This is a genomic window from Mesorhizobium album (genome assembly GCF_033977205.1).
Taxonomy (GTDB): domain Bacteria; phylum Pseudomonadota; class Alphaproteobacteria; order Rhizobiales; family Rhizobiaceae; genus Mesorhizobium; species Mesorhizobium album.
Window position 1 is genome coordinate 55938 of the sequence record NZ_JAVIIW010000007.1, and the last position, 17729, is coordinate 73666.

The 17729-nt window shown below is 65.0% G+C and carries 17 protein-coding genes; 8 read left to right on the forward strand and 9 right to left on the reverse strand.

The annotated features are described in order from the left end of the window. The first annotated feature begins 9 nt into the window (after window positions 1-9). Window positions 10-1035, forward strand: a complete 1026-nt coding sequence (locus RFN28_RS08120; protein ID WP_320286855.1) for a zinc-dependent alcohol dehydrogenase family protein — start codon at window positions 10-12, stop codon at window positions 1033-1035. Between the two features lie 228 nt (window positions 1036-1263). Here the strand turns inward: RFN28_RS08120 and RFN28_RS08125 are convergent, their stop codons facing one another. Next, the gene (locus RFN28_RS08125; RefSeq protein ID WP_320286856.1) at window positions 1264-2373 is read right to left on the reverse strand and encodes a TRAP transporter substrate-binding protein; all 1110 of its coding nucleotides are present in this window, start codon (window positions 2371-2373) and stop codon (window positions 1264-1266) included. A gap of 256 nt (window positions 2374-2629) precedes the next feature. Here RFN28_RS08125 and RFN28_RS08130 point away from each other — a divergent pair, with 256 nt between their 5' ends. Beyond that, window positions 2630-3403 (forward strand): gamma-glutamyl-gamma-aminobutyrate hydrolase family protein, encoded by a 774-nt coding sequence (locus tag RFN28_RS08130; RefSeq protein ID WP_320286857.1) that lies wholly within the window; start codon window positions 2630-2632, stop codon window positions 3401-3403. A gap of 23 nt (window positions 3404-3426) precedes the next feature. Here RFN28_RS08130 and RFN28_RS08135 read toward each other — a convergent pair whose 3' ends face one another. The 5 genes from RFN28_RS08135 to RFN28_RS08155 all read right to left on the reverse strand — a co-directional run bounded on the left by RFN28_RS08135 (window position 3427) and on the right by RFN28_RS08155 (window position 7801). Then, on the reverse strand, window positions 3427-3813 hold the full coding sequence (locus tag RFN28_RS08135; RefSeq protein WP_320286858.1) for a hypothetical protein: 387 nt from the start codon (window positions 3811-3813) through the stop codon (window positions 3427-3429). 147 nt (window positions 3814-3960) lie between these two features. After that, complete coding sequence (locus tag RFN28_RS08140; protein WP_320286859.1) at window positions 3961-4944, reverse strand: 2-hydroxyacid dehydrogenase; 984 nt, start codon at window positions 4942-4944, stop codon at window positions 3961-3963. Beyond that, on the reverse strand, window positions 4941-5963 hold the full coding sequence (locus RFN28_RS08145) for a LacI family DNA-binding transcriptional regulator (protein ID WP_052459475.1): 1023 nt from the start codon (window positions 5961-5963) through the stop codon (window positions 4941-4943). Before RFN28_RS08145 ends, RFN28_RS08140 begins: the two co-directional genes overlap by 4 nt. Window positions 5964-6042: 79 nt before the next feature. Continuing rightward, window positions 6043-6936, reverse strand: a complete 894-nt coding sequence (locus RFN28_RS08150) for a DMT family transporter (protein WP_320286978.1) — start codon at window positions 6934-6936, stop codon at window positions 6043-6045. 457 nt (window positions 6937-7393) lie between these two features. Then, complete coding sequence (locus RFN28_RS08155) at window positions 7394-7801, reverse strand: DUF2000 family protein (protein ID WP_320286860.1); 408 nt, start codon at window positions 7799-7801, stop codon at window positions 7394-7396. Between the two features lie 38 nt (window positions 7802-7839). On the opposite strand from RFN28_RS08155, the gene RFN28_RS08160 reads away from it, so the two are divergent. Next, a complete protein-coding gene (locus RFN28_RS08160; protein ID WP_320286861.1) occupies window positions 7840-8700 on the forward strand; it encodes an AraC family transcriptional regulator in 861 nt (286 codons plus the stop codon). A 119-nt stretch (window positions 8701-8819) separates the two neighbouring features. On the opposite strand, the gene RFN28_RS08165 is transcribed toward RFN28_RS08160, so the two are convergent. Further along, window positions 8820-9290 carry a MarR family winged helix-turn-helix transcriptional regulator gene (locus tag RFN28_RS08165; protein ID WP_320286862.1) on the reverse strand — a complete coding sequence of 157 codons (471 nt, stop codon included), beginning with the start codon at window positions 9288-9290 and terminating at the stop codon, window positions 8820-8822. Between the two features lie 381 nt (window positions 9291-9671). Here RFN28_RS08165 and RFN28_RS08170 point away from each other — a divergent pair, with 381 nt between their 5' ends. The 5 genes from RFN28_RS08170 (at window position 9672) to RFN28_RS08190 (ending at window position 15695) form a co-directional block, all read left to right on the forward strand. Further along, the gene (locus tag RFN28_RS08170; RefSeq protein WP_320286863.1) at window positions 9672-10718 is read left to right on the forward strand and encodes a CobW family GTP-binding protein; all 1047 of its coding nucleotides are present in this window, start codon (window positions 9672-9674) and stop codon (window positions 10716-10718) included. Between the two features lie 265 nt (window positions 10719-10983). Then, window positions 10984-11958, forward strand: a complete 975-nt coding sequence (locus RFN28_RS08175) for a WD40 repeat domain-containing protein (protein WP_320286864.1) — start codon at window positions 10984-10986, stop codon at window positions 11956-11958. Window positions 11959-12169: 211 nt separating this feature from the next. Continuing rightward, window positions 12170-13546 (forward strand): aspartate aminotransferase family protein, encoded by a 1377-nt coding sequence (locus RFN28_RS08180; protein ID WP_320286865.1) that lies wholly within the window; start codon window positions 12170-12172, stop codon window positions 13544-13546. Window positions 13547-13557: 11 nt separating this feature from the next. Beyond that, entirely contained in the window at window positions 13558-14964 is a 1407-nt protein-coding gene (locus RFN28_RS08185) for a glutamine synthetase family protein (protein ID WP_320286979.1), read from the forward strand. Next, complete coding sequence (locus tag RFN28_RS08190) at window positions 14961-15695, forward strand: UdgX family uracil-DNA binding protein (RefSeq protein WP_320286866.1); 735 nt, start codon at window positions 14961-14963, stop codon at window positions 15693-15695. The genes RFN28_RS08185 and RFN28_RS08190 overlap by 4 nt, the downstream gene beginning before the upstream one ends. 241 nt (window positions 15696-15936) lie before the next feature. On the opposite strand, the gene RFN28_RS08195 is transcribed toward RFN28_RS08190, so the two are convergent. Further along, entirely contained in the window at window positions 15937-17196 is a 1260-nt protein-coding gene (locus RFN28_RS08195; RefSeq protein WP_320286867.1) for a glycerate kinase type-2 family protein, read from the reverse strand. Further along, window positions 17193-17696, reverse strand: coding sequence for a heme-degrading domain-containing protein (locus RFN28_RS08200; RefSeq protein ID WP_320286868.1), 504 nt, complete (start codon window positions 17694-17696; stop codon window positions 17193-17195). The genes RFN28_RS08195 and RFN28_RS08200 overlap by 4 nt, the downstream gene beginning before the upstream one ends. Between the last annotated feature and the right edge of the window lie 33 nt (window positions 17697-17729).

Here is a 17729-nt window from a genome sequence, read left to right on the forward strand (position 1 = left end):
GTGACCGCCATGAGAGCCGTCCGGCTGGAAGCGATCGGCAGCATTGCGCTTCGCGAGGTCGACAAACCTTCACCCGGGCCGGAGGATGTCCTGGTGCGGATCGAAGCCTGCGGCGTCTGCGGCACCGACCGGCATCTGTTCCATGGCGAGTTTCCCTGCACGCCGCCGGTCACCCTCGGCCATGAATTCTGCGGCATCGTCGAGGCGGTCGGCGACGCGGTGTCGGGCATCGCCGTCGGCGATCGGGTCACCGGCGATCCCAACATCGCCTGCGGCCGCTGCAGCCATTGCCGTGCCGGCCGCGTCAATTTGTGCAGCAGTCTCAGGGCTATCGGCATCCACCGGGACGGCGGCTTTGCCGACTACGTGCTGATGCCGCAAAGCCAGGCCTTCCGGCTGCCTTCCAGCCTAAAACCGACGCATGGCGCCTTCTGCGAACCGCTGGCCTGCTGCCTGCACGGCGCCGACCTCGCCGCCATCAGACCGGGCGACTCCGTGGCGGTGCTCGGCGGCGGCGTCATCGGCCTGCTTGTCGTGCAATTGGCGAGGCTCGCCGGCGCCGCGACCGTCGTGCTCTCGACAAGGCAGGCCTCGCGCCGGGCGCTTGCCGAGGAGCTCGGCGCCACGGCGACGGTCGACCCGAGCGCCGTCGATCCTGTCGAAGCTATCGTCGGACCGGCCGGCCTGGTGCCTGGTGGCGTCGACGTGGTGCTGGAATGCGCCGGTGTGCGCGACACGGTGGAGCAGTCGATGCGCATTGCCAAGGCCGGCGGCACGGTCGTTATCGTCGGCGTCGTGCCGCAAGGGATGAAGGTGGCCGTCGAGCCGTTCGACCTCCTGTTTCGCGAACTGAAGGTGCTTGGCTCCTTCCTCAATCCGTTCACGCATGGCCGCGCGGCCCAGTTGATCGCCTCGGGCGCGATCGAGATCGATAGGCTGATTTCAAGGCAGGTCAGCCTCGAAGAGGCGCCGCAGGTGATCTCGAACCCCGCCGCTCCGGGCGAGGTCAAGGTGCTGGTGGTGCCGGGCCGCTGATCTCTATCCAAAGGGAGCGAGGCGCTTCAGTTCGCTTCTCGTTGGCGCCGCCCCTCATCTGGCTGCGCGCGCAGTTCTTCCCTTCTCCCCTTGTGGGAGAAGGTGTCGCCGAAGGCGACGAGGGGTGTTCCAGGGAATGCTAACGCCTCATTCCTTCCAACACCCCTCATCCGTCTCGGCGCTGCGCGCCGATCCACCTTCTCCCACGAGGGGAGAAGGGGAGCTCGCCTACAGCTTGCCGTTGCGCTGCTGCACCATCATGAAGGTGTCGTAGTTGTATTCGGCGACCTGGGCCCAGAGATAGTGCTCCTTGCGGAAGCCCTTGATCGATTCCCAGATCTTCTTGAACGGCGCGTTGTTGGCTTCCATTTCGGCATAGACTTCGTTGGCCTTTTCGAAGCAGGCCGCCATGATCTCCTGGCTGAAAGGCGCCAGCTTGGCGCCGCCGGCGACCAGCCGCTTCACCGCGGCCGGATTGAGATTGTCGTATTTCTGCAGCATGTTGGCGTCGGCGGCCTGCGCGGCCGTGTGCACCAGCGATTTGTAGGCCGGCGACAGTTCCTCGTATTTGGCCTTGTTGAACATCAGATGCACGGTCGGGCCGCCTTCCCACCAGCCGGGATAGTAGTAGTAGGGGGCGACCTTGTAGAAGCCGAGCTTCTCATCGTCATAGGGGCCGACCCATTCGGCGGCGTCGATGGTGCCTTTTTCCAGCGCCGGATAGATATCGCCGCCGGCGATCTGCTGCGGCACGACGCCGAGCTTCTGCACCACCTTGCCGGCGAAGCCGCCGATGCGCATCTTGAGGCCCGACAGGTCGGCGACCGTGTTGATCTGCTTGCGGAACCAGCCGCCCATCTGCACGCCGGTGTTGCCGCCCGGCAGGCCGAACAGCCCCTGCGTGGCCAGGAACTCGTTGAACAGGTCGATGCCGCCGCCGTGGTAGTGCCAGGCGTTCATGCCGCGCGCGTTGAGCGAGAAGGGCACCGCGGCGCCCAGCGCCCAGGTCGGGTCCTTGCCCCAGTAGTAGTATGCCACCGTGTGGCAGGCCTCGACGGTGCCGGCCGTGGTGGCGTCGGCGGCCTGAAGGCCGGGCACCAGCTCGCCCGAGGCGAAGACCTGGACCTGGAAATTGCCGTCGGTCGCTTCCGACAGCATCTTGGAGAAGACTTCGGCGCCGCCATAGATCGTGTCGAGCGATTTCGGGAAGGACGATGCCAGCCGCCATGTCACTTTCGGGTTGGACTGGGCGATCGCCGGCGTGGCGAGCGCTGCGGCCGCTGCCGCGGCGCCGACACCGGACGCACCGGCCTTGCGGATGAATGAACGACGATCCATGCAGTTTCCTCCCTTGTGGATCAACAGACCGACGTTCGGACCCTCGGTGTCCGGATCGGTTGGGAAGAAACATACACGGGCAAGATGTCGAGTCCAGTATCGCGCACAAGATGCAACTATAGTCTAACACGCATGGCGCTGGCCTATGCGAGGCGGCGAAACTTGCCATGGCAAAGTGCGTTCGGATCGCCTATTTTGTAGGCAGAATAATCCGTTAGCCAAGATAATCCGTAGCCTCTGGGAAACCGTGTCCAAAATGCAGCAGCCGCTCGTCGCCGTCTCGACCGATGTCCGCCAGTTCGACAACTACACCTGGCATGCCGCGCCGCAGCAATATCTGGAGGCGGCGGTCGCTGGCGCCGGCGTGTTCCCGGTGCTGGTGCCTTCCTTCGGCGACCGGCTCGATCTCGACGAGCTGCTGTCCTCCGTCGACGGCGTCATGGTCACGGGCTCGAAGTCCAACGTGCATCCCTCGCTCTATGGCGGCGATGCCAGCGAGGCCAACGGCCCCTACGATCCGGCACGCGACTCCACCACGCTGCCGCTGATCCGCAAGGCGATCGAGCGCGGCGTGCCGCTGCTCGCCATCTGCCGCGGCATCCAGGAGCTTAACGTTGCCCTGGGCGGCACGCTGGGCACCGAGATCCATGAGCGCGAGGGCTCGCTCGATCACCGCGCGCCGGTGAGCGACAATCAGGACGAGCGCTTCGGCATCCACCAGACGATTTCGATCAAGCCAGGAAGCTGCCTCGCCGGCGTGTTCGGCGCCGGCGAGATGAAGGTCAATTCACTGCACCGCCAGGCGATCGACCGGCTCGGCGCCAAGCTGCAGGTCGAGGCTTTGGCCACCGACGGGACGATCGAGGCGGTGTCGGTCAAGGATGCCCGCGCCTTCGCGGTCGGCGTGCAGTGGCACCCCGAATATTGGGTGAAGTCGGACAGCGCCTCGGCCAAGATTTTTCGCGCTTTCGGCGATGCCGTGCGGCTGCACGCGGCGGCGAAGGCCGGGGCGCGCGCCGCGGCGGAATAAGCCCGCCTCCGGAATCCTGCTCGTTATTTGTCGTTGTTCAGCGCCAGCAGCGGCATGGCCGGCGCGTAGGATTCGTAGCCGTCGCCATCGGCGACGCTGAACGTGACGACCGGATCGATGCCGTTCACGCTGAAGGCGACCGTGCCGTCGGCCAGCTCGCGCCAGAATTTTGCGTGCTCGATGCCAGGTAGCAGCCTCCGGCAATTCGGGGCGACGCTTAACAGCGACAGACCGTCCGACACTTCGGCGCCGCGCCGAACGGCACAGGACGCCTCGTCGCCATTGGCGGTCAATCGGTAGGTGCCTGACGCTGCGGGTTCGGTGGCCGCGCTCTGGTCATCGCCGTCATGCAGGAACTGAACGCTCCCATACAAAGCAACCGACGCAACCAACCCGGCCAACAGCTTCACTCTGTCTCTCCGCACTCAGCGCGCCGCGCAATTTCCTCTGGTCCATGCATGTCATCACTGCAAACTTTGGCCGATATGCATAACGATGTATGAACAATGATTCCAAAGGGTTAAGCAGGCGTTAACAAATATGGCAAGCGTTGCCTGTCAGGCGCGCGGCTTGACGCTGATCGTCTCCGGCACCGGCGTGAGCGGCCGGCGCTCACCGAACCAGGAGACCAGATTGTCGACGCAGAGATCGGCCATGGCGCGGCGGGTGTGGTCCGACGCCGAGCCGACATGCGGCAGAAGCGAGGTGTTGGGGGCCTCGAGCAGCGCCTTGGGCACGTTCGGTTCGTCGGCAAAGACATCGAGCCCGGCGGCGGCGATGGTGCCATTTTCGAGGGCGGCGGCGAGCGCCGCCTCATCCACCGTGCTGCCGCGGCCGATATTGACGAAGACGCCGTTCGCACCAAGCGCCGACAGTATCTCGGCATTGATGGCCTTTTCCGTCGCGGCGCCGCCCGGCGCCACGCAAATAAGGGTGTCGACCGCCTCGGCCAAGCCCTTCAGCGTCGTGTGGTATTCGTAGGAGAAGCCCTCGACCTTGCGGCGGTTGTGATAGGCAATCGGCAGGCCGAAAGCTTCCAGGCGATGGGCGACGGCGAGGCCGATGCGGCCCATGCCGAAGATGCCGACACGGCGGCCGCGCAAGGTGAGCCGGCTCAGGCGGTAATTGCCCTTCTTCACCCAGTCGCCGTCGCGCAGCCATTTCTCGGCGGCGTACATTTCGCGCACGGTGTTGATCAACAGGCCGATCGTGGTGTCGGCGACCTCCTCGGTCAGCACATCCGGAGTATTGGTGACCATCACGCCGCGCCTGGCAGCGTGATTGGCGTCGACCGAATCATAGCCGACGCCAAAATTGGCGATGATTTCGAGGTTGGGCAGCGCATCGATCATGGCCGCGTTGATGCCGCCGAAGGAGGCGACGCCGCGCACGGCCTCACGCATCTCGCCGGTGACGAGGGAGGGATCGGCGCGCTCGATCCGCACGCGCCGGAACGCCCTGTCGATGCGGCCTATCGCATGGTCGTTGAAATGGCCCGGCACCAGAATGGCGACCGGGAACTTCGCTTCCGCCTTTGTCATTGACGCTCCACCGGCTTGCCGGTGGACTGGCGCACGTGCAGCTCCGGCTTGATCAGTTCCTGCGACGGCCGAACTGCTTGCCCGTTCAGCTTGTCGAGCAGCGCGCTGGCAGCGCGGCGGCCGACTTCGCGCTGGCCATTCCAGACCGTTGTCAATGCCGGAGTTGCGATTGCGGCCTCCTCGAGATCGTCATAGCCGGTGACCGAGATGTCGACGCCCGGCACGAGCCCAGCCCGCGCGATACCGTTCATCAGTCCGATGGCGACCAGATCATTCCAGCAGCAGGCGGCGGTCGGCTTGTCTTTCAGCGCCAAAAACTGTCCTGCGGCCTCGAATCCGGCCTGCTTGGTGCGCGGCCCGGGAATGCGCCAGGACGGCTTCACCTCCAGCCCGGCCGCTTCCATCGCATTGAGATAGCCCTGGTAGCGGTCGCGGCCGGTCGAGGTCTGGTCGGTGCCGCCGATCATGGCGATGCGCTTGTGGCCGAGCGAGATCAGGTGGTTGGTGGCAAGCGCCGTGCCATAGGCATCGTCGCCGCGGAAGACCGGCACATCGGCGCCGGCGACGGTGCGCGCGATCAGCACCGCAGGCAGGCCGTTTTCCTCGGCCATGATGATGTCCTCGGCCGGCGTACCGATGGCCGGCGACATGATGACGCCGTCGGCGCCGAGCTGCAGCAGCGTGTCGATGAAGGTGCGCTGCTTTTCGAGCTGGTCGTAATGATTGGACAGGATGAAGGTCTGGCGGCTGCGGTCGAGCTCGCTTTCGATCGAGCGCAGGATCTCGGCGAAGAACGGGTTCATGATGTCGTGCACGACGACGCCGACAATGCCGGAGCGCGAGGTGCGCAGCGACGCGGCGCGGCGATTGTAGATATAGCCGATGGCGCGGGCATGCTCCTTGATGCGCTCGCGCGTGGAGCCTGCGACCAGCGGACTGTCGCGCAGCGCCAGCGATACCGTTGCCGTGGACACGCCAAGCGCATCCGCGATCGTCGAAAGCTTGATCTTCTGTGCCAGTGCCCTCGCTCCCCAGGGTCCTTGGATTCGGGTCTTTAAATTGTTTAAATTCGGCCTTATGCCATCGATCGGGAGCAATTCAAAGTTTTTTTGCCAGGGTCTCGGCTTCGGTGTCCAGCGAGGCGGAATTGCGCAGGCGAAGCCTGTGTTCGCGGTGGATGATATAAAGGCCAGACGCGACGATGATGGCCGCCCCCAGCAGCGTCCAGCGGTCGGGGAGCTGGTGGAAGATCAGCCAGCCGGAAATGATCATCCACACCATCTGCGAATAGGGATAGGGCGCGAGCGCCGTGGTCGTCGCCAGCCGATAGGCCTGGACCAGCAGCCAGTGGCCGCCGGCGCCGAACACGCCCAGCATCAACAGGATCGCCCAGTGCCAGCCGTCCTGCGGCAGGGACGGCGAGAAGGATAGCATGGGCAGGAGCAGCACCGCCGGCGCCAGCGCAGAGAACAGGATCAGGCTCTCGGATGTCTCCGTCGACGACATGCGCCGCGTCATGATGACGTAGAAACTATTCGACAGCATCGAGCCGAGCGCGAAGAGATGGCCGATGCCGAACACGCCGACACCGGGCCGGGTGATGATGAGAACGCCGACGAAGCCGGTGAGAATCGCCAGCCAGCGCCGCCAGCCCGCCCATTCGCCAAGCAGCGGGCCGGCAAGCGCGGTGATCACCATCGGGCCGAAGAAATAGATCGAGGTGGTTTCGGCGAGCTGCAGGGTCCTGAGCGCCATGATGTTGAACATGGTCGAGCCGAAAAGGAGGCATCCGCGCAGGATGTGCGCCGGCAGGTTGCTGGCGCGGAAGCGCAACGGCTCGCGCCAGCCGCGCAGGAAGACGCCGACGAGCAGGACATGGACGGTGAAGCGGGCCCAGGCGACGATCAGTGCCGAGACACCGGCAAGCACCAGATATTTGCTCGAGGTGTCGAGAAAGGTGAAGCAGACATAGACGCACAGCATCAACAGCATCGCCACAGGCGGCGTTGCGCTGTCGTCTTGGATTCGGGAAACAGACAAATTCAGGCCGGGAGGAAGCGAAGGCGGACACGCCACCTTTGCGGCAATCAAAGCTTGCCGGCAAGCCAAAAGCGACTGGCCCAATAAGCGCCTCGGACAGGCTTAGAGCGCATTGCCATGGCGATTGGCGCCTGAACGCTCCTCCCAGTCGTCATCCTGGGGCGAAGCAAGGAGCGAAGCGACGCGGCGCAGACCCCAGGATCCATGCCATGACTGCTAAGCTTCGCGGCGGTGCAGAATTCTGCTCGGCCGTATTCCTCGGCTAAGGTCACACAGGATCCTTGGGTCTTCGCTCCGCTTCGCGTCGCTACGCCCAAGGACGAAGCTTGGAGGCTGCAGCCAATCTCAAACGCTCGCGATGTCTCCTTCGGACAAACGGTCAATCCACCAGCAAGAGCACGGCAGAGAATCACGCATGCATGCGGGCGCCCTTGGTGATCTTGTCGACCAGCTTCTTCTCGGCGCGCAATGCGATGCCGACGGTCTTGGCGTCGTCCGGCGCGAATTCGGCGAAGACCGCCCGGTTGGCCACGTCATGGCCGGTCGCGAACATCTCCTCGACATAGGCGGATGTCGTCACGCCGCGCTCCAAAGCGCGGCGATGGATCGCGCTTAGTGTCGGCCCGTCCGCCGAAAGCACAATGACGGGCTGGATCGAAAGCGGATTGAAGAGATTGCCGGCGCGATCGCGATAGGGCTCGCCGATGATCTCGGGGAACTGCGCGACGATGCCGCTGGTCAGGAAAGCGGTGACGTTGAGCTTCTGCCAGACGGCGAGGTTTTCCCTCAGCACGATTGCAAATTTCGTGTCGAACACCAAAATTGTCTCTCCAAATGATCCAGGAAGGGCATGCGATGGCGCATGGTCTAGTCGGTGAGGCGCTGGAAGGTCTTGAACGTTCGTGCGCGAAGGACGACCGGATCGTTTCGGCGCCCGGCGCCACCGGCCTCGAGCGCATCGAGGCGCGCTTTCACGGCAACGCCTTCGACCTGCACCGCCACGATACCTACGCCATCGGCGTGACGCTCGACGGCGTGCAACGCTTCCACTATCGGGGCGCGATGCAGCACAGCCTCCCCGGCCAGGTGATCGTGCTGCATCCCGACGAATTGCATGACGGCGGCGCCGGCACGGAGGACGGCTTACGCTACAGGATCCTCTATCTGGAGCCTGCGCTGCTGCTCGACTGCCTGGGCGGCGCGCCGCTGCCTTTCGTGCGGGATGCCGTGGTGAGCGATCCTCAACTGCGCGGCACGCTGCTCTCAGCCTTGGCGCCGCTCACCGAGGAGCTGGACGACCTGTTCGTGGCGGACTTCATCGCGCAGCTGGCGCAGCAGTTGCAACATCATGCCGGACAGCCGGCAAAGCCGATGGGAAAAACGGCCTGGCGGGCCGCCGCGCTTGCCCGCGACTATCTGGAAGAAAATGCCGAGCGGGCGGTGCGCTCCGACGAGCTGGAGGCGATCACCGGTCTCGACCGCTACGCGCTGTCGCGGCATTTCCGAGCGACCTATTCGACCAGCCCGCATCGCTTCCTGTTGATGCGCCGGCTGCAGCGGGCACGGCGCATGATCGAAGCGGGAGAGCCGCTCGCCGAAACAGCAGTGGCAGCCGGCTTCAGCGACCAGAGCCACTTCAACCGGCATTTCAAGAAGGCGTTCGGGCTGACCCCCGGGCGCTGGGCGACGCTGGTGCGCGGAGCGGCGGCGGCGTAGGTTTCGGACGAAAGACGCTTGACGCCGATGCGTCGCGCTCGGGACGACGCTGCGCGTCGCGCTTTGGAGGAACCATGCCAACGCGTCGCTCGTTACGCGACGACGCAGCGCGTCGCGCGTTAATCCTCCAGCTCGGCGTCGTCGTCGATCAGGACCAGCTCTTCGTTCGACAGGTTGGCCTCGATGCGGACGAGCAGCTTGAACAGTGCCTTCTGGTCCTTCTTGTCGAGGCCTTTCAGCGCCTGTTTCTCGGTTTTCTTGACCGACTTCTCGATGGCGCGGATGGTTTCGCGGCCGGCATCGGTGAGGAAGATATGGGCCTGGCGGGCATCGGCGTTGGAGGCGCGCTTCTCGAGAAAACCCTGCGCCTGCAACCTGTTGATCGTCTTGGTGATCGTCGGCGGGCGCACACCCAGCTTGCCGGCGAGATTGCCCGGGGTCTGACCGTCCTCGCGGTCGAGCGCCAGCATGATCTGGTCCTGGCCGGCGTAGAAGCCGTGCGCCAGAAGCCGCGCCGCGAGCGCTGTTCGCGCCAGCCGCGCCGCCGAATGCAGCCGGCTCATTGTCGCTGTCTTGTCCGCCTTGGCCATGGTCATTCCCTCTTCGGCCGAACCGGCGCGGGCAGCATAGAGGCTGTCCGGCGGCTGGCAAATGACGATTTAAAGAGGCCGGCTTGCGGAACGCTTTGCCGGCAAGCATTGCGGTGCCCGCGCAGGTGATGCCAGATGTTTATTTCAGTTAGATGACAAACGACTTTTGACCCGGCGCGATTCACAGCGGAACGCCCGCAGGGGTGAGGTGATACCCGTGCGGCTGCCCCGTTTGGCCATCTCGATCGCCGCTATTCCTATCCACTGCGCCTGCTCCGGCCGGGGGCAGGCTGGCCCATCGGTTTGACGCGTGCAAAAGCGCGCCTCGCATCCTATATGAGGCCGACCAATCCTTTAGGGCACAGATTTTCGAGGCAACTCATGAGCGATGCACAGACGCAGATCCCCGTAACCGTTCTCACCGGCTATCTCGGCGCGGGCAAGACGACGCTGCTCAACCGCATCCTGTCGGAGAACCACGGCAGGCGTTACGCCGTCATCGTCAATGAGTTCGGCGAGATCGGCATCGACAACGACCTGATCGTCGAATCCGACGAGGAAATCTATGAGATGAACAATGGCTGCGTGTGCTGCACGGTGCGCGGCGACCTGATCCGCGTCGTCGAAGGCCTGATGCGGCGGCCCGGCCGCTTCGACGCCATCGTGGTCGAGACCACGGGCCTTGCCGATCCGGTGCCGGTGGCGCAGACCTTCTTCATGGACGACGACGTGCGCTCCAAGACCAAGCTCGACGCGGTGGTGGCGCTGGTCGACGCCAAGCACCTGCCGCTGCGGCTGAAGGATTCCAAGGAGGCCGAGGACCAGATCGCCTTTGCCGATGTCGTGGTGCTGAACAAGACCGACCTCGTGACACCGGAAGAACTGGAACGGGTCGAAGCGACGATCCGCGCCATCAACCCGGCGGCGAGGATCCATCGCACGGAGCGCGCCGGCGTGGCGCTCGGCGAAGTGCTCGACCGCGGCGCCTTCGATCTTTCGCGCGCGCTGGAGAACGATCCGCATTTCCTCGAGGCGCATGACCACGATCACGACCATGATCATGACCACCATGATCATGACCATGACGGGCACGAGCATCACCATCACGACCATGCTTCCGATATCCACGACGTGACGGTGAAGTCGGTATCGCTGCGCGGCGGCGAGATGGACCCGAGGAAGTTCTTCCCCTGGATCGAGAAGGTGACCCAGATGGAAGGACCGAACATCCTCAGGCTAAAAGGCATCATCGCCCTCAAGGGCGACGACGAGCGCTATGTCCTCCAGGGCGTGCACATGATCCTCGAGGGCGATCACCAGCGCGCCTGGAAGGACGGCGAGAAGCACGAGAGCCGGCTGGTCTTCATCGGCCGCGACCTCGACGCCGAGCGGCTCAGGAAGAGCTTCGAAGCCTGCCAGGCGGCTTGATTTCCGGACTTTCTTCCTTCTCCCCTTGTGGGAGAAGGTGGATCGGCGCGCAGCGCCGAGACGGTTGAGGGGTGCTGGACGGATCGCCGTCTTTACCAAGCTGGAACACCCCTCATCCGTCGCCTTCGGCGACACCTTCTCCCACAAGGGGAGAAGGGAGAGCCGCAAACGTTGGCGCCCTTCTCTTATAGCCATCCTGCATGGGTTGAGACCCGTAGCTCAACCCCTTATGGGGAAGAGCAGAAATCTCGAATGGACAATCCATATGCCCACAGTCGCCCCGCTTGATCTCGAAGGCCATTGCGTCGCCGCCGTCTTTCTCAACGATGTGCCGCATTTCGCGCTTGCCGACGGCGCGGTCCACCGGCTCGACAATGGGCACAAGACTGTGCAGGCCAATGACGGATTGCTCGCCGCGTTCCATGACGCGGCCAACGACCGGCTGATCACTGGGGGCGAGGACGGCAAGGTGTTTGCTGTCAAGGCCGGCGGCGAGGCGAGCGAACTGGCCAGCGCCGGCAAAAAGTGGATCACCAGCGTCGCTGCAGGGCCGCAGGGAGCAATCGCCTATGCTTCCGGCAAGACCGCCTTCGTGCGCTTTGCCGACGGCAAGACCAAGGAATTCACGCATCCGCGCTCGGTAGAGGGGCTTGCCTTCTCGCCCAAGGGCATGCGCTTCGGCGTCGCCCGTTACAATGGCGCGACGCTGCATTTCCCGGCTGCCGAGGGCAAGCCGGTGGAACTCGAATGGGCGGGCGCCCATACCGGCATCAGCTTTTCGCCGGACGGCGCCTTCGTCATCACCACCATGCAGGAAAACGCGCTGCATGGCTGGAAGCTGGCCGACGGCAAGCACATGCGCATGAGCGGCTATCCCGGCAAGGTGAAAAGCCTGTCCTGGAGCGTCAGGGGCAAATGGCTGGCGAGCTCGGGCGCGCCGGCAGCGATCGTGTGGCCCTTCGCCAGCAAGGACGGGCCGATGGGCAAAGCGCCGCTTGAGCTCGGCACGCGCGGCAACACCATGGTGACCTGCGTTGCCTGCCATCCCAGCCAGGACGTCACGGCCATCGGCTATGAGGACGGCATGGTGATCGCGGCGCGCTTCGCCGACGCTAAGGAGGTACTGCTGCGCCGTCCCGGCAAGGGCGCCATCACCTCGATGATGTGGGACAAGGAAGAGCGCCGCATCGTCTTCGGAAGTGCGGCCGGCGACTGCGGCGTGATCGACATCACGGCGTAGGGCAGTAGGGCAGTAGGGGAATAGGTAGGGAAGTGTATCCCTACTGCCCTACTGCCCTACTGCCCTACTGCCCTACTGCCCTACTGCCCTACTGCCCTACTGCCCTACTGCCCTACTGCCCTACTGCCTGAGCCAACGCCCGCCCCCAGCGCGGCCAATTGCGGTTTTGCCGACCGGTTGGCAAAGTGCCGCGCGAGAAAGAGGGGCCTTCATGCATTCAATCGACCGGACTTCCATCGGCGGCATCGCTGCCGCCCGCATCGCCGAATTGCGCGAGGTGGAGGCGGCGGCCTTCCGCAAGGCACGGCCGAGATCCGAGGCGAAGGTGGGCAACGGCATCGCCGGCTTTCTCGGCGGCGTGCCGATGCATTGGATGACCGACTGGCCGACGCCGTTTCCGATCCTGGTCGACGGCGCCAGGGGCGCCACGATCACCGATATCGACGGCAACAGGCTCGACGATTTCTGCCTCGGCGACACCGGCTCGATGCTCGGGCATTCGCCGCCGGCGGTTGCCCGCGCCATCCGCCGGCAGTCCGGGCGCGGCTTGACCTATATGCTGCCCAGCGAGGATGCGCTCGCCATTGGCCCGCTCTTACAGCAGCGCTTCGGCCTGCCCTACTGGCAGATCGCCACCACCGCCACCGACGCCAACCGTTTCGCGCTGCGCGTCGCCCGCGCGGTCACGGAGCGCGAGAAAATCCTGGTCTTCAACGGCTGTTATCACGGCTCGGTCGACGAGACGATGGTACGGCTGATCGACGGCAGGCCGGTGAACCGGCCGGGGCTGGCCGGCGAATTCCGTGACCTCACGCGGGCAACCAAGATCGTCGAGTTCAACGATGTCGCGGCATTGGAAGCCGCGCTCGCCGACCGCGATGTTGCCTGTGTCATCACCGAACCGGTGCTGACCAATTCCTGCATGGTGCTGCCGGAGCCGGGCTTCCACGACGCGCTGCGACGCCTCGCTCGCGCCGCCGGCACGCTGCTTTTGATTGACGAGACGCACACCATCTCCACCGGCCCCGGCGGCTATACGAAGAAGCACGGGCTGGAGCCGGACCTGTTCGTGCTCGGCAAGCCGGTGGCAGGCGGCGTGCCGGCGAGCATCTGGGGCATGAGCGAGGAGGTCGCCACCCGCTACGGCGCCTATAACCGGACCAAGGAGCCCGGCTATTCCGGCATGGGCACGACGCTGTCGGCCAATCCGCTGCAATTCGCGGCGATGCGCGCGACGCTCGAAGAGGTGATGACCGGGGCGGCCTATGCCCATATGGATCGGCTGGCGCGCCGCCTCGACGCCGGGCTCTCCGCCGTCATCGATCGGTACAAGCTGCCCTGGCATGTCGCACGCGTCGGCGCCCGCGTCGAGTTCATCTGTGCGCCCGGGCCGCTGAAGGATGGCGGCGAGGCCGAGAAGGCGCATGCGCCGGAGCTCGAAGCCACTATCCATGTCGCGCTGGTCAATCGCGGCGTGCTGATCGCGCCGTTCCACAATATGATGCTCATCTCGCCGGCAACGACGGCGGCGCAAGTGAGCCGGCTGATCGCCGCTTTCGCCGCGGTTGCGGCAAGACTTACGGCGTGAGACAAGCAGACATGGACAATCCGAACGCCGTCACGACATCGCCTTCGGGCTCGACGCCCGCCGAGGCGAAAGCCTTTCTCGAGGCCTATCCCGACATCGAGGCCTTCGACATCGTGCTCACCGACGCCAACGGCGTTGGCCGCGGCAAGATCGTGCGCCGGCACGAGCTGATGGGTATCTTCGAGAACGGACGTCATATGCCGATCTCGATCCTCGGCCTCGACATCACCGGCGAGGATGTCCACGAGACCGGGCTGATCTGGGATACCGGCGACGGCGATCTCCGGGCATGGCCGATCCCCGGCACGCTGGTGCCGCTCTACGGCACCAAGCCGCCGCGCGGCCAGGTGCTGATGTCGATGTACCACCTCGACGGCCAGCCGATGAGCTCCGACCCGCGGCTGGCGCTGGCACGGCAGGTGGAGTTACTGGCGGCACGCGGCCTGCATCCGGCCGGCGCCTTCGAACTGGAATTTTTTCTCCTTGCCAACGAGCGCGATGCCGACGGCAAAGTCCAGGCGGCAAGCGCCGTGCTCGACGGCCGCCGCTCGGGCAAGACGGAAGTCTATTCGGTCGACCATCTGCACGGCATGGAGCCGCTGTTTTCCGACATCTACGCCGCCGCCAAGGTGCAGGGCATTCCGGCCGAGACGATCATCTCCGAATATGCGCCCGGCCAGTACGAACTGACGCTCAACTACCGCAAGGATGTGATGCGGGCGGCCGACGACCTGGTCATGCTGAAGCGGCTGGTGAGGGCTCAGGCGCGCCGGCACGGCGTCACCGCCTGTTTCATGGCGAAGCCGATCGAAGCCTATGCCGGCTCAGGCATGCATTTCCACGTCTCGCTGCAGGACGATGCCGGCCGGAACGTCTTCACCGAAGCCGCGGGTGAAAAATGGTCACCAAGCCTGCAAAACGCGCTTGGCGGCCTGATCCACACGATGGCCGAATCGATGCTGGTGTTTGCGCCGCATGCCAATTCATGGCGGCGCTTCGTGTCGCAATCCTATGCGCCGGTGGCGCCGACCTGGGGCGTCAACAACCGGTCGGTGGCGCTGCGCGTGCCGGCGGGCGATGCCAAGAATCGCCGCATCGAGCACCGGCCGTCCGGCGTCGACGCCAACCCCTATCTGGTGGCGGCGACGGTGCTGGCCGGCATCGTCAAGGGCCTCGACGAAGGCCTGGATCCCGGTCCGGAAACGACCGGCAACGGTTACGAGCAGGCAACGGAAAAATCGGCCATGCCGGCCGACTGGCGCGCCGCGATCGAGGCGGCCAGGCACTCCGATTTCCTGAAATCCGCGCTCGGCCCCGACCTGCACCAGACCTTCGTGGCGATCAAGCAGGCGGAATATCTGCGCGTCGCCCGGACCGTAAGCGAGTTGGATTACCACCTCTATCTGCACGAGGTGTGAGTCGCCGGCAGGAACCATCGACAATCTCGCCCATTCAACATCGAAGCGGACGAGGATGGACGATGGCAGGCACGACCCCACGTGAAACGGCAATTTCCGGCAGGCGCGTTCGAGCGGCACGCGCCGAACCGCCGGACGGCACAGAGCCGATCGCGGGGTTGCGCGACGAGGCGAAGGGGTGCCGCCGCTGCCCGCTGTGGCGCAATGCGACGCAGACGGTTTTCGGCGAAGGGCCGGAAGACGCCGAGGTGATCTTCGTCGGCGAACAGCCCGGAGATCAGGAGGACCGGGCCGGCAAACCATTTGTCGGTCCGGCGGGCAGGATGCTCGACGCCACGCTGGAAGATGCCGACGTCGACCGCCAGAAGGTCTATGTCACAAACGCGGTGAAGCATTTCAAATTCGAGCCGCGCGGCAAGCGTCGCATCCACTCCAAGCCGAATGCCGGTGAGGTGCAGGCCTGCCGCTGGTGGCTGGACAAGGAGATCGGCCGGATCAAGCCGAACCTTGCGGTGGCGCTTGGCGCGACCGCGGCGCAGTCACTGCTCGGTAGGGCGGTGCCGGTGTTGAAGATGCGCGGCGAAGTGATCGAGCGCAACGACGGGCTGCGCGTGTTCATCACCATCCACCCCTCGCTTATCCTGCGCATGCGCGAACAGGAAGATAAGGAGGCCGAGCGCGAGCGGTTTCTTCAGGATATGCGGAAGGTGAAGCGGCTCATGGCTGCTTGACCGATCGCGCGACATTGGAGGTTAGCCGAAACGCTCATCGCTTCGTCATCCACGGGCGGAGCAAGGAGCGAAGCGACGCAGCGCAGACCTGAGGATCCTGCCATGACTTCGAAGTGCCGCAACGGTGCAGAATTCTGCTCCGCTGCACTCCACGGGTCAGGTCACGGAATGGATCCCAGGGTCTTCGCGACGGAGCTTCGCTCCTGCTTCGCCCTGGGATGACGACATTGGGGCTTCGACGCTACCGGATCAGGATCGCCCTCAGATCATTGACATTCGTCCCCGTCGGGCCGGGCACAAACAGATCATCCACCGCGTTGAACGCCGTCCAGGCATTGTTGCCGGCGAGCATTGCCTTGGCGTCGACACCTGCGGTGCGCATGCGGGACACCGTCGAGCCGTCGGCGAAGGCGCCGGCATTGTCCTCCGAGCCGTCGATGCCGTCGGTATCGGCGGCCAGAGCGTGGATGCCGTTCACGCCGTCAATGCCGATGGCGAAGGCGAGCAGGAATTCCGAGTTGCGACCGCCCTTTCCTTTAGCGCGCAAGGTCACGGTCGTCTCGCCGCCGGATAGGATCAGCACTGGCTTGGCGAAGGGCCGGTCGCGGGTTGCCACCTCGCGCGCGATCGCGGCATGGACGCCGCCGACCTCGCGCGCCTCGCCCTCGATCGAATCGGAGAGGATGATGGCCTCGATGCCTTGCCGCTTGGCTTCTGCAGCCGCGGCTTCGAGCGATACGCCGGCCGAGGCGACCAGATGCACCTCATTGCCGGCAAAGCGCGGATCGTCGGGACGCGACGCGTCAGCAGCGGAAGACTGGATGTGCGCCATCACCGAGGCCGGCAACTTCATCCCGTAGGCGGCGATCGCCGCCAACGCATCCGCGCGGCTGCCGCTGTCGGGAACGGTCGGCCCCGAGGCGACGAGCGCCGGATTGTCGCCGGGGATGTCAGAGACGACCAGCGAGACAACCCGGGCCGGATGAGCGGCGGCGGCAAGACGGCCGCCCTTTATGGTCGAGACACGCTTGCGGATGGTGTTCATCGCCGCGATCGGCGCGCCGGAGGCAAGCAGCGCCTCGTTGACGGCGATCTCGTCGGCTAAAGTCAGGCCGGGGGCGGGCGACGGCAGCAGCGCCGAGCCGCCGCCGGAAATCAGCGCCACCACCAGATCGTCGGGCGTGAGACCGCTCACCTTCTCCAGCAGCCGGCGCGAGGCCTCGAGGCCGGCGGCGTCCGGCACAGGGTGCGCCGCCTCGATGATCTCGATGCGCTCGCATCTGGCGCCGTAGCCGTAGCGGGTGACGACCAGCCCGTCGATCGGGCCGTCCCAGACCTTCTCGAAGGCCGCCGCCATCTGCGCCGAACCTTTTCCCGCGCCGACGACGATGGTGCGGCCCTTCGGCTTTGCTGGCAAATGGTTGCGGATCGTCTTTTCCGGATCGGCGGCGGCGACGGCGGCGTTGAATATCGCGGTGAGGAAGGTTTTTGGATCAGTCATTTCTCTTCCGGCGGCAACTTGAGCTTGCTCGCATCGACGCCCAGATGTTGGCACAGCGCAGCGACCACGACGCCGTGGTCCTCGCGCTCCGGCAGACCGGAGACGGCGATGACGCCGATCACGCCGGCACCCCTGACGGTGACGGGAAAGCCGCCGCCGGCCAGCACATAGTCGGCAATGTCGAGACCCTCGCCGACCTTGAAGGTGCGGTCGGGCCGCTGCTGCTCCAGCACCATGCGATAGGTGCTTCTGAGAAAACGCTTCACGACATTGATCTTGCGCCGCGCCCAATCGGGATTGGAGCCGTTGGAGCCCGGCATCGCAGCATAGAACAGCGGCCGGTCGAAGGTCCTGATGTCGACGATGATCGGCAGGTTTTCCTTGAGCGCCCTAGCCCGTATCGCCGAGCCGATCTCGAAGGCTGTGGCCTCGTCGAAGGCCGGGAAGACCAGCGTGGCTTCCTGTTTCTTGATCAGAGCGATGTCGTCGGCGGCAGCCATAGCGTTCCCCTGTCAATGTTCGACGCACGCTTT

Coding starts and splice junctions, on each gene's coding strand:
- RFN28_RS08120 (WP_320286855.1), top strand. CDS start 10: ATGAGAGCCGTCCGGCTGGAAGCGATCGGCAGCATTGCGCTTCGCGAG.
- RFN28_RS08125 (WP_320286856.1), bottom strand. CDS start 2,373: ATGGATCGTCGTTCATTCATCCGCAAGGCCGGTGCGTCCGGTGTCGGC.
- RFN28_RS08130 (WP_320286857.1), top strand. CDS start 2,630: ATGCAGCAGCCGCTCGTCGCCGTCTCGACCGATGTCCGCCAGTTCGAC.
- RFN28_RS08140 (WP_320286859.1), bottom strand. CDS start 4,944: ATGACAAAGGCGGAAGCGAAGTTCCCGGTCGCCATTCTGGTGCCGGGC.
- RFN28_RS08150 (WP_320286978.1), bottom strand. CDS start 6,936: ATGCTGTTGATGCTGTGCGTCTATGTCTGCTTCACCTTTCTCGACACC.
- RFN28_RS08160 (WP_320286861.1), top strand. CDS start 7,840: ATGGCGCATGGTCTAGTCGGTGAGGCGCTGGAAGGTCTTGAACGTTCG.
- RFN28_RS08165 (WP_320286862.1), bottom strand. CDS start 9,290: ATGGCCAAGGCGGACAAGACAGCGACAATGAGCCGGCTGCATTCGGCG.
- RFN28_RS08170 (WP_320286863.1), top strand. CDS start 9,672: ATGAGCGATGCACAGACGCAGATCCCCGTAACCGTTCTCACCGGCTAT.
- RFN28_RS08175 (WP_320286864.1), top strand. CDS start 10,984: ATGCCCACAGTCGCCCCGCTTGATCTCGAAGGCCATTGCGTCGCCGCC.
- RFN28_RS08180 (WP_320286865.1), top strand. CDS start 12,170: ATGCATTCAATCGACCGGACTTCCATCGGCGGCATCGCTGCCGCCCGC.
- RFN28_RS08185 (WP_320286979.1), top strand. CDS start 13,558: ATGGACAATCCGAACGCCGTCACGACATCGCCTTCGGGCTCGACGCCC.
- RFN28_RS08195 (WP_320286867.1), bottom strand. CDS start 17,196: ATGACTGATCCAAAAACCTTCCTCACCGCGATATTCAACGCCGCCGTC.
- RFN28_RS08200 (WP_320286868.1), bottom strand. CDS start 17,696: ATGGCTGCCGCCGACGACATCGCTCTGATCAAGAAACAGGAAGCCACG.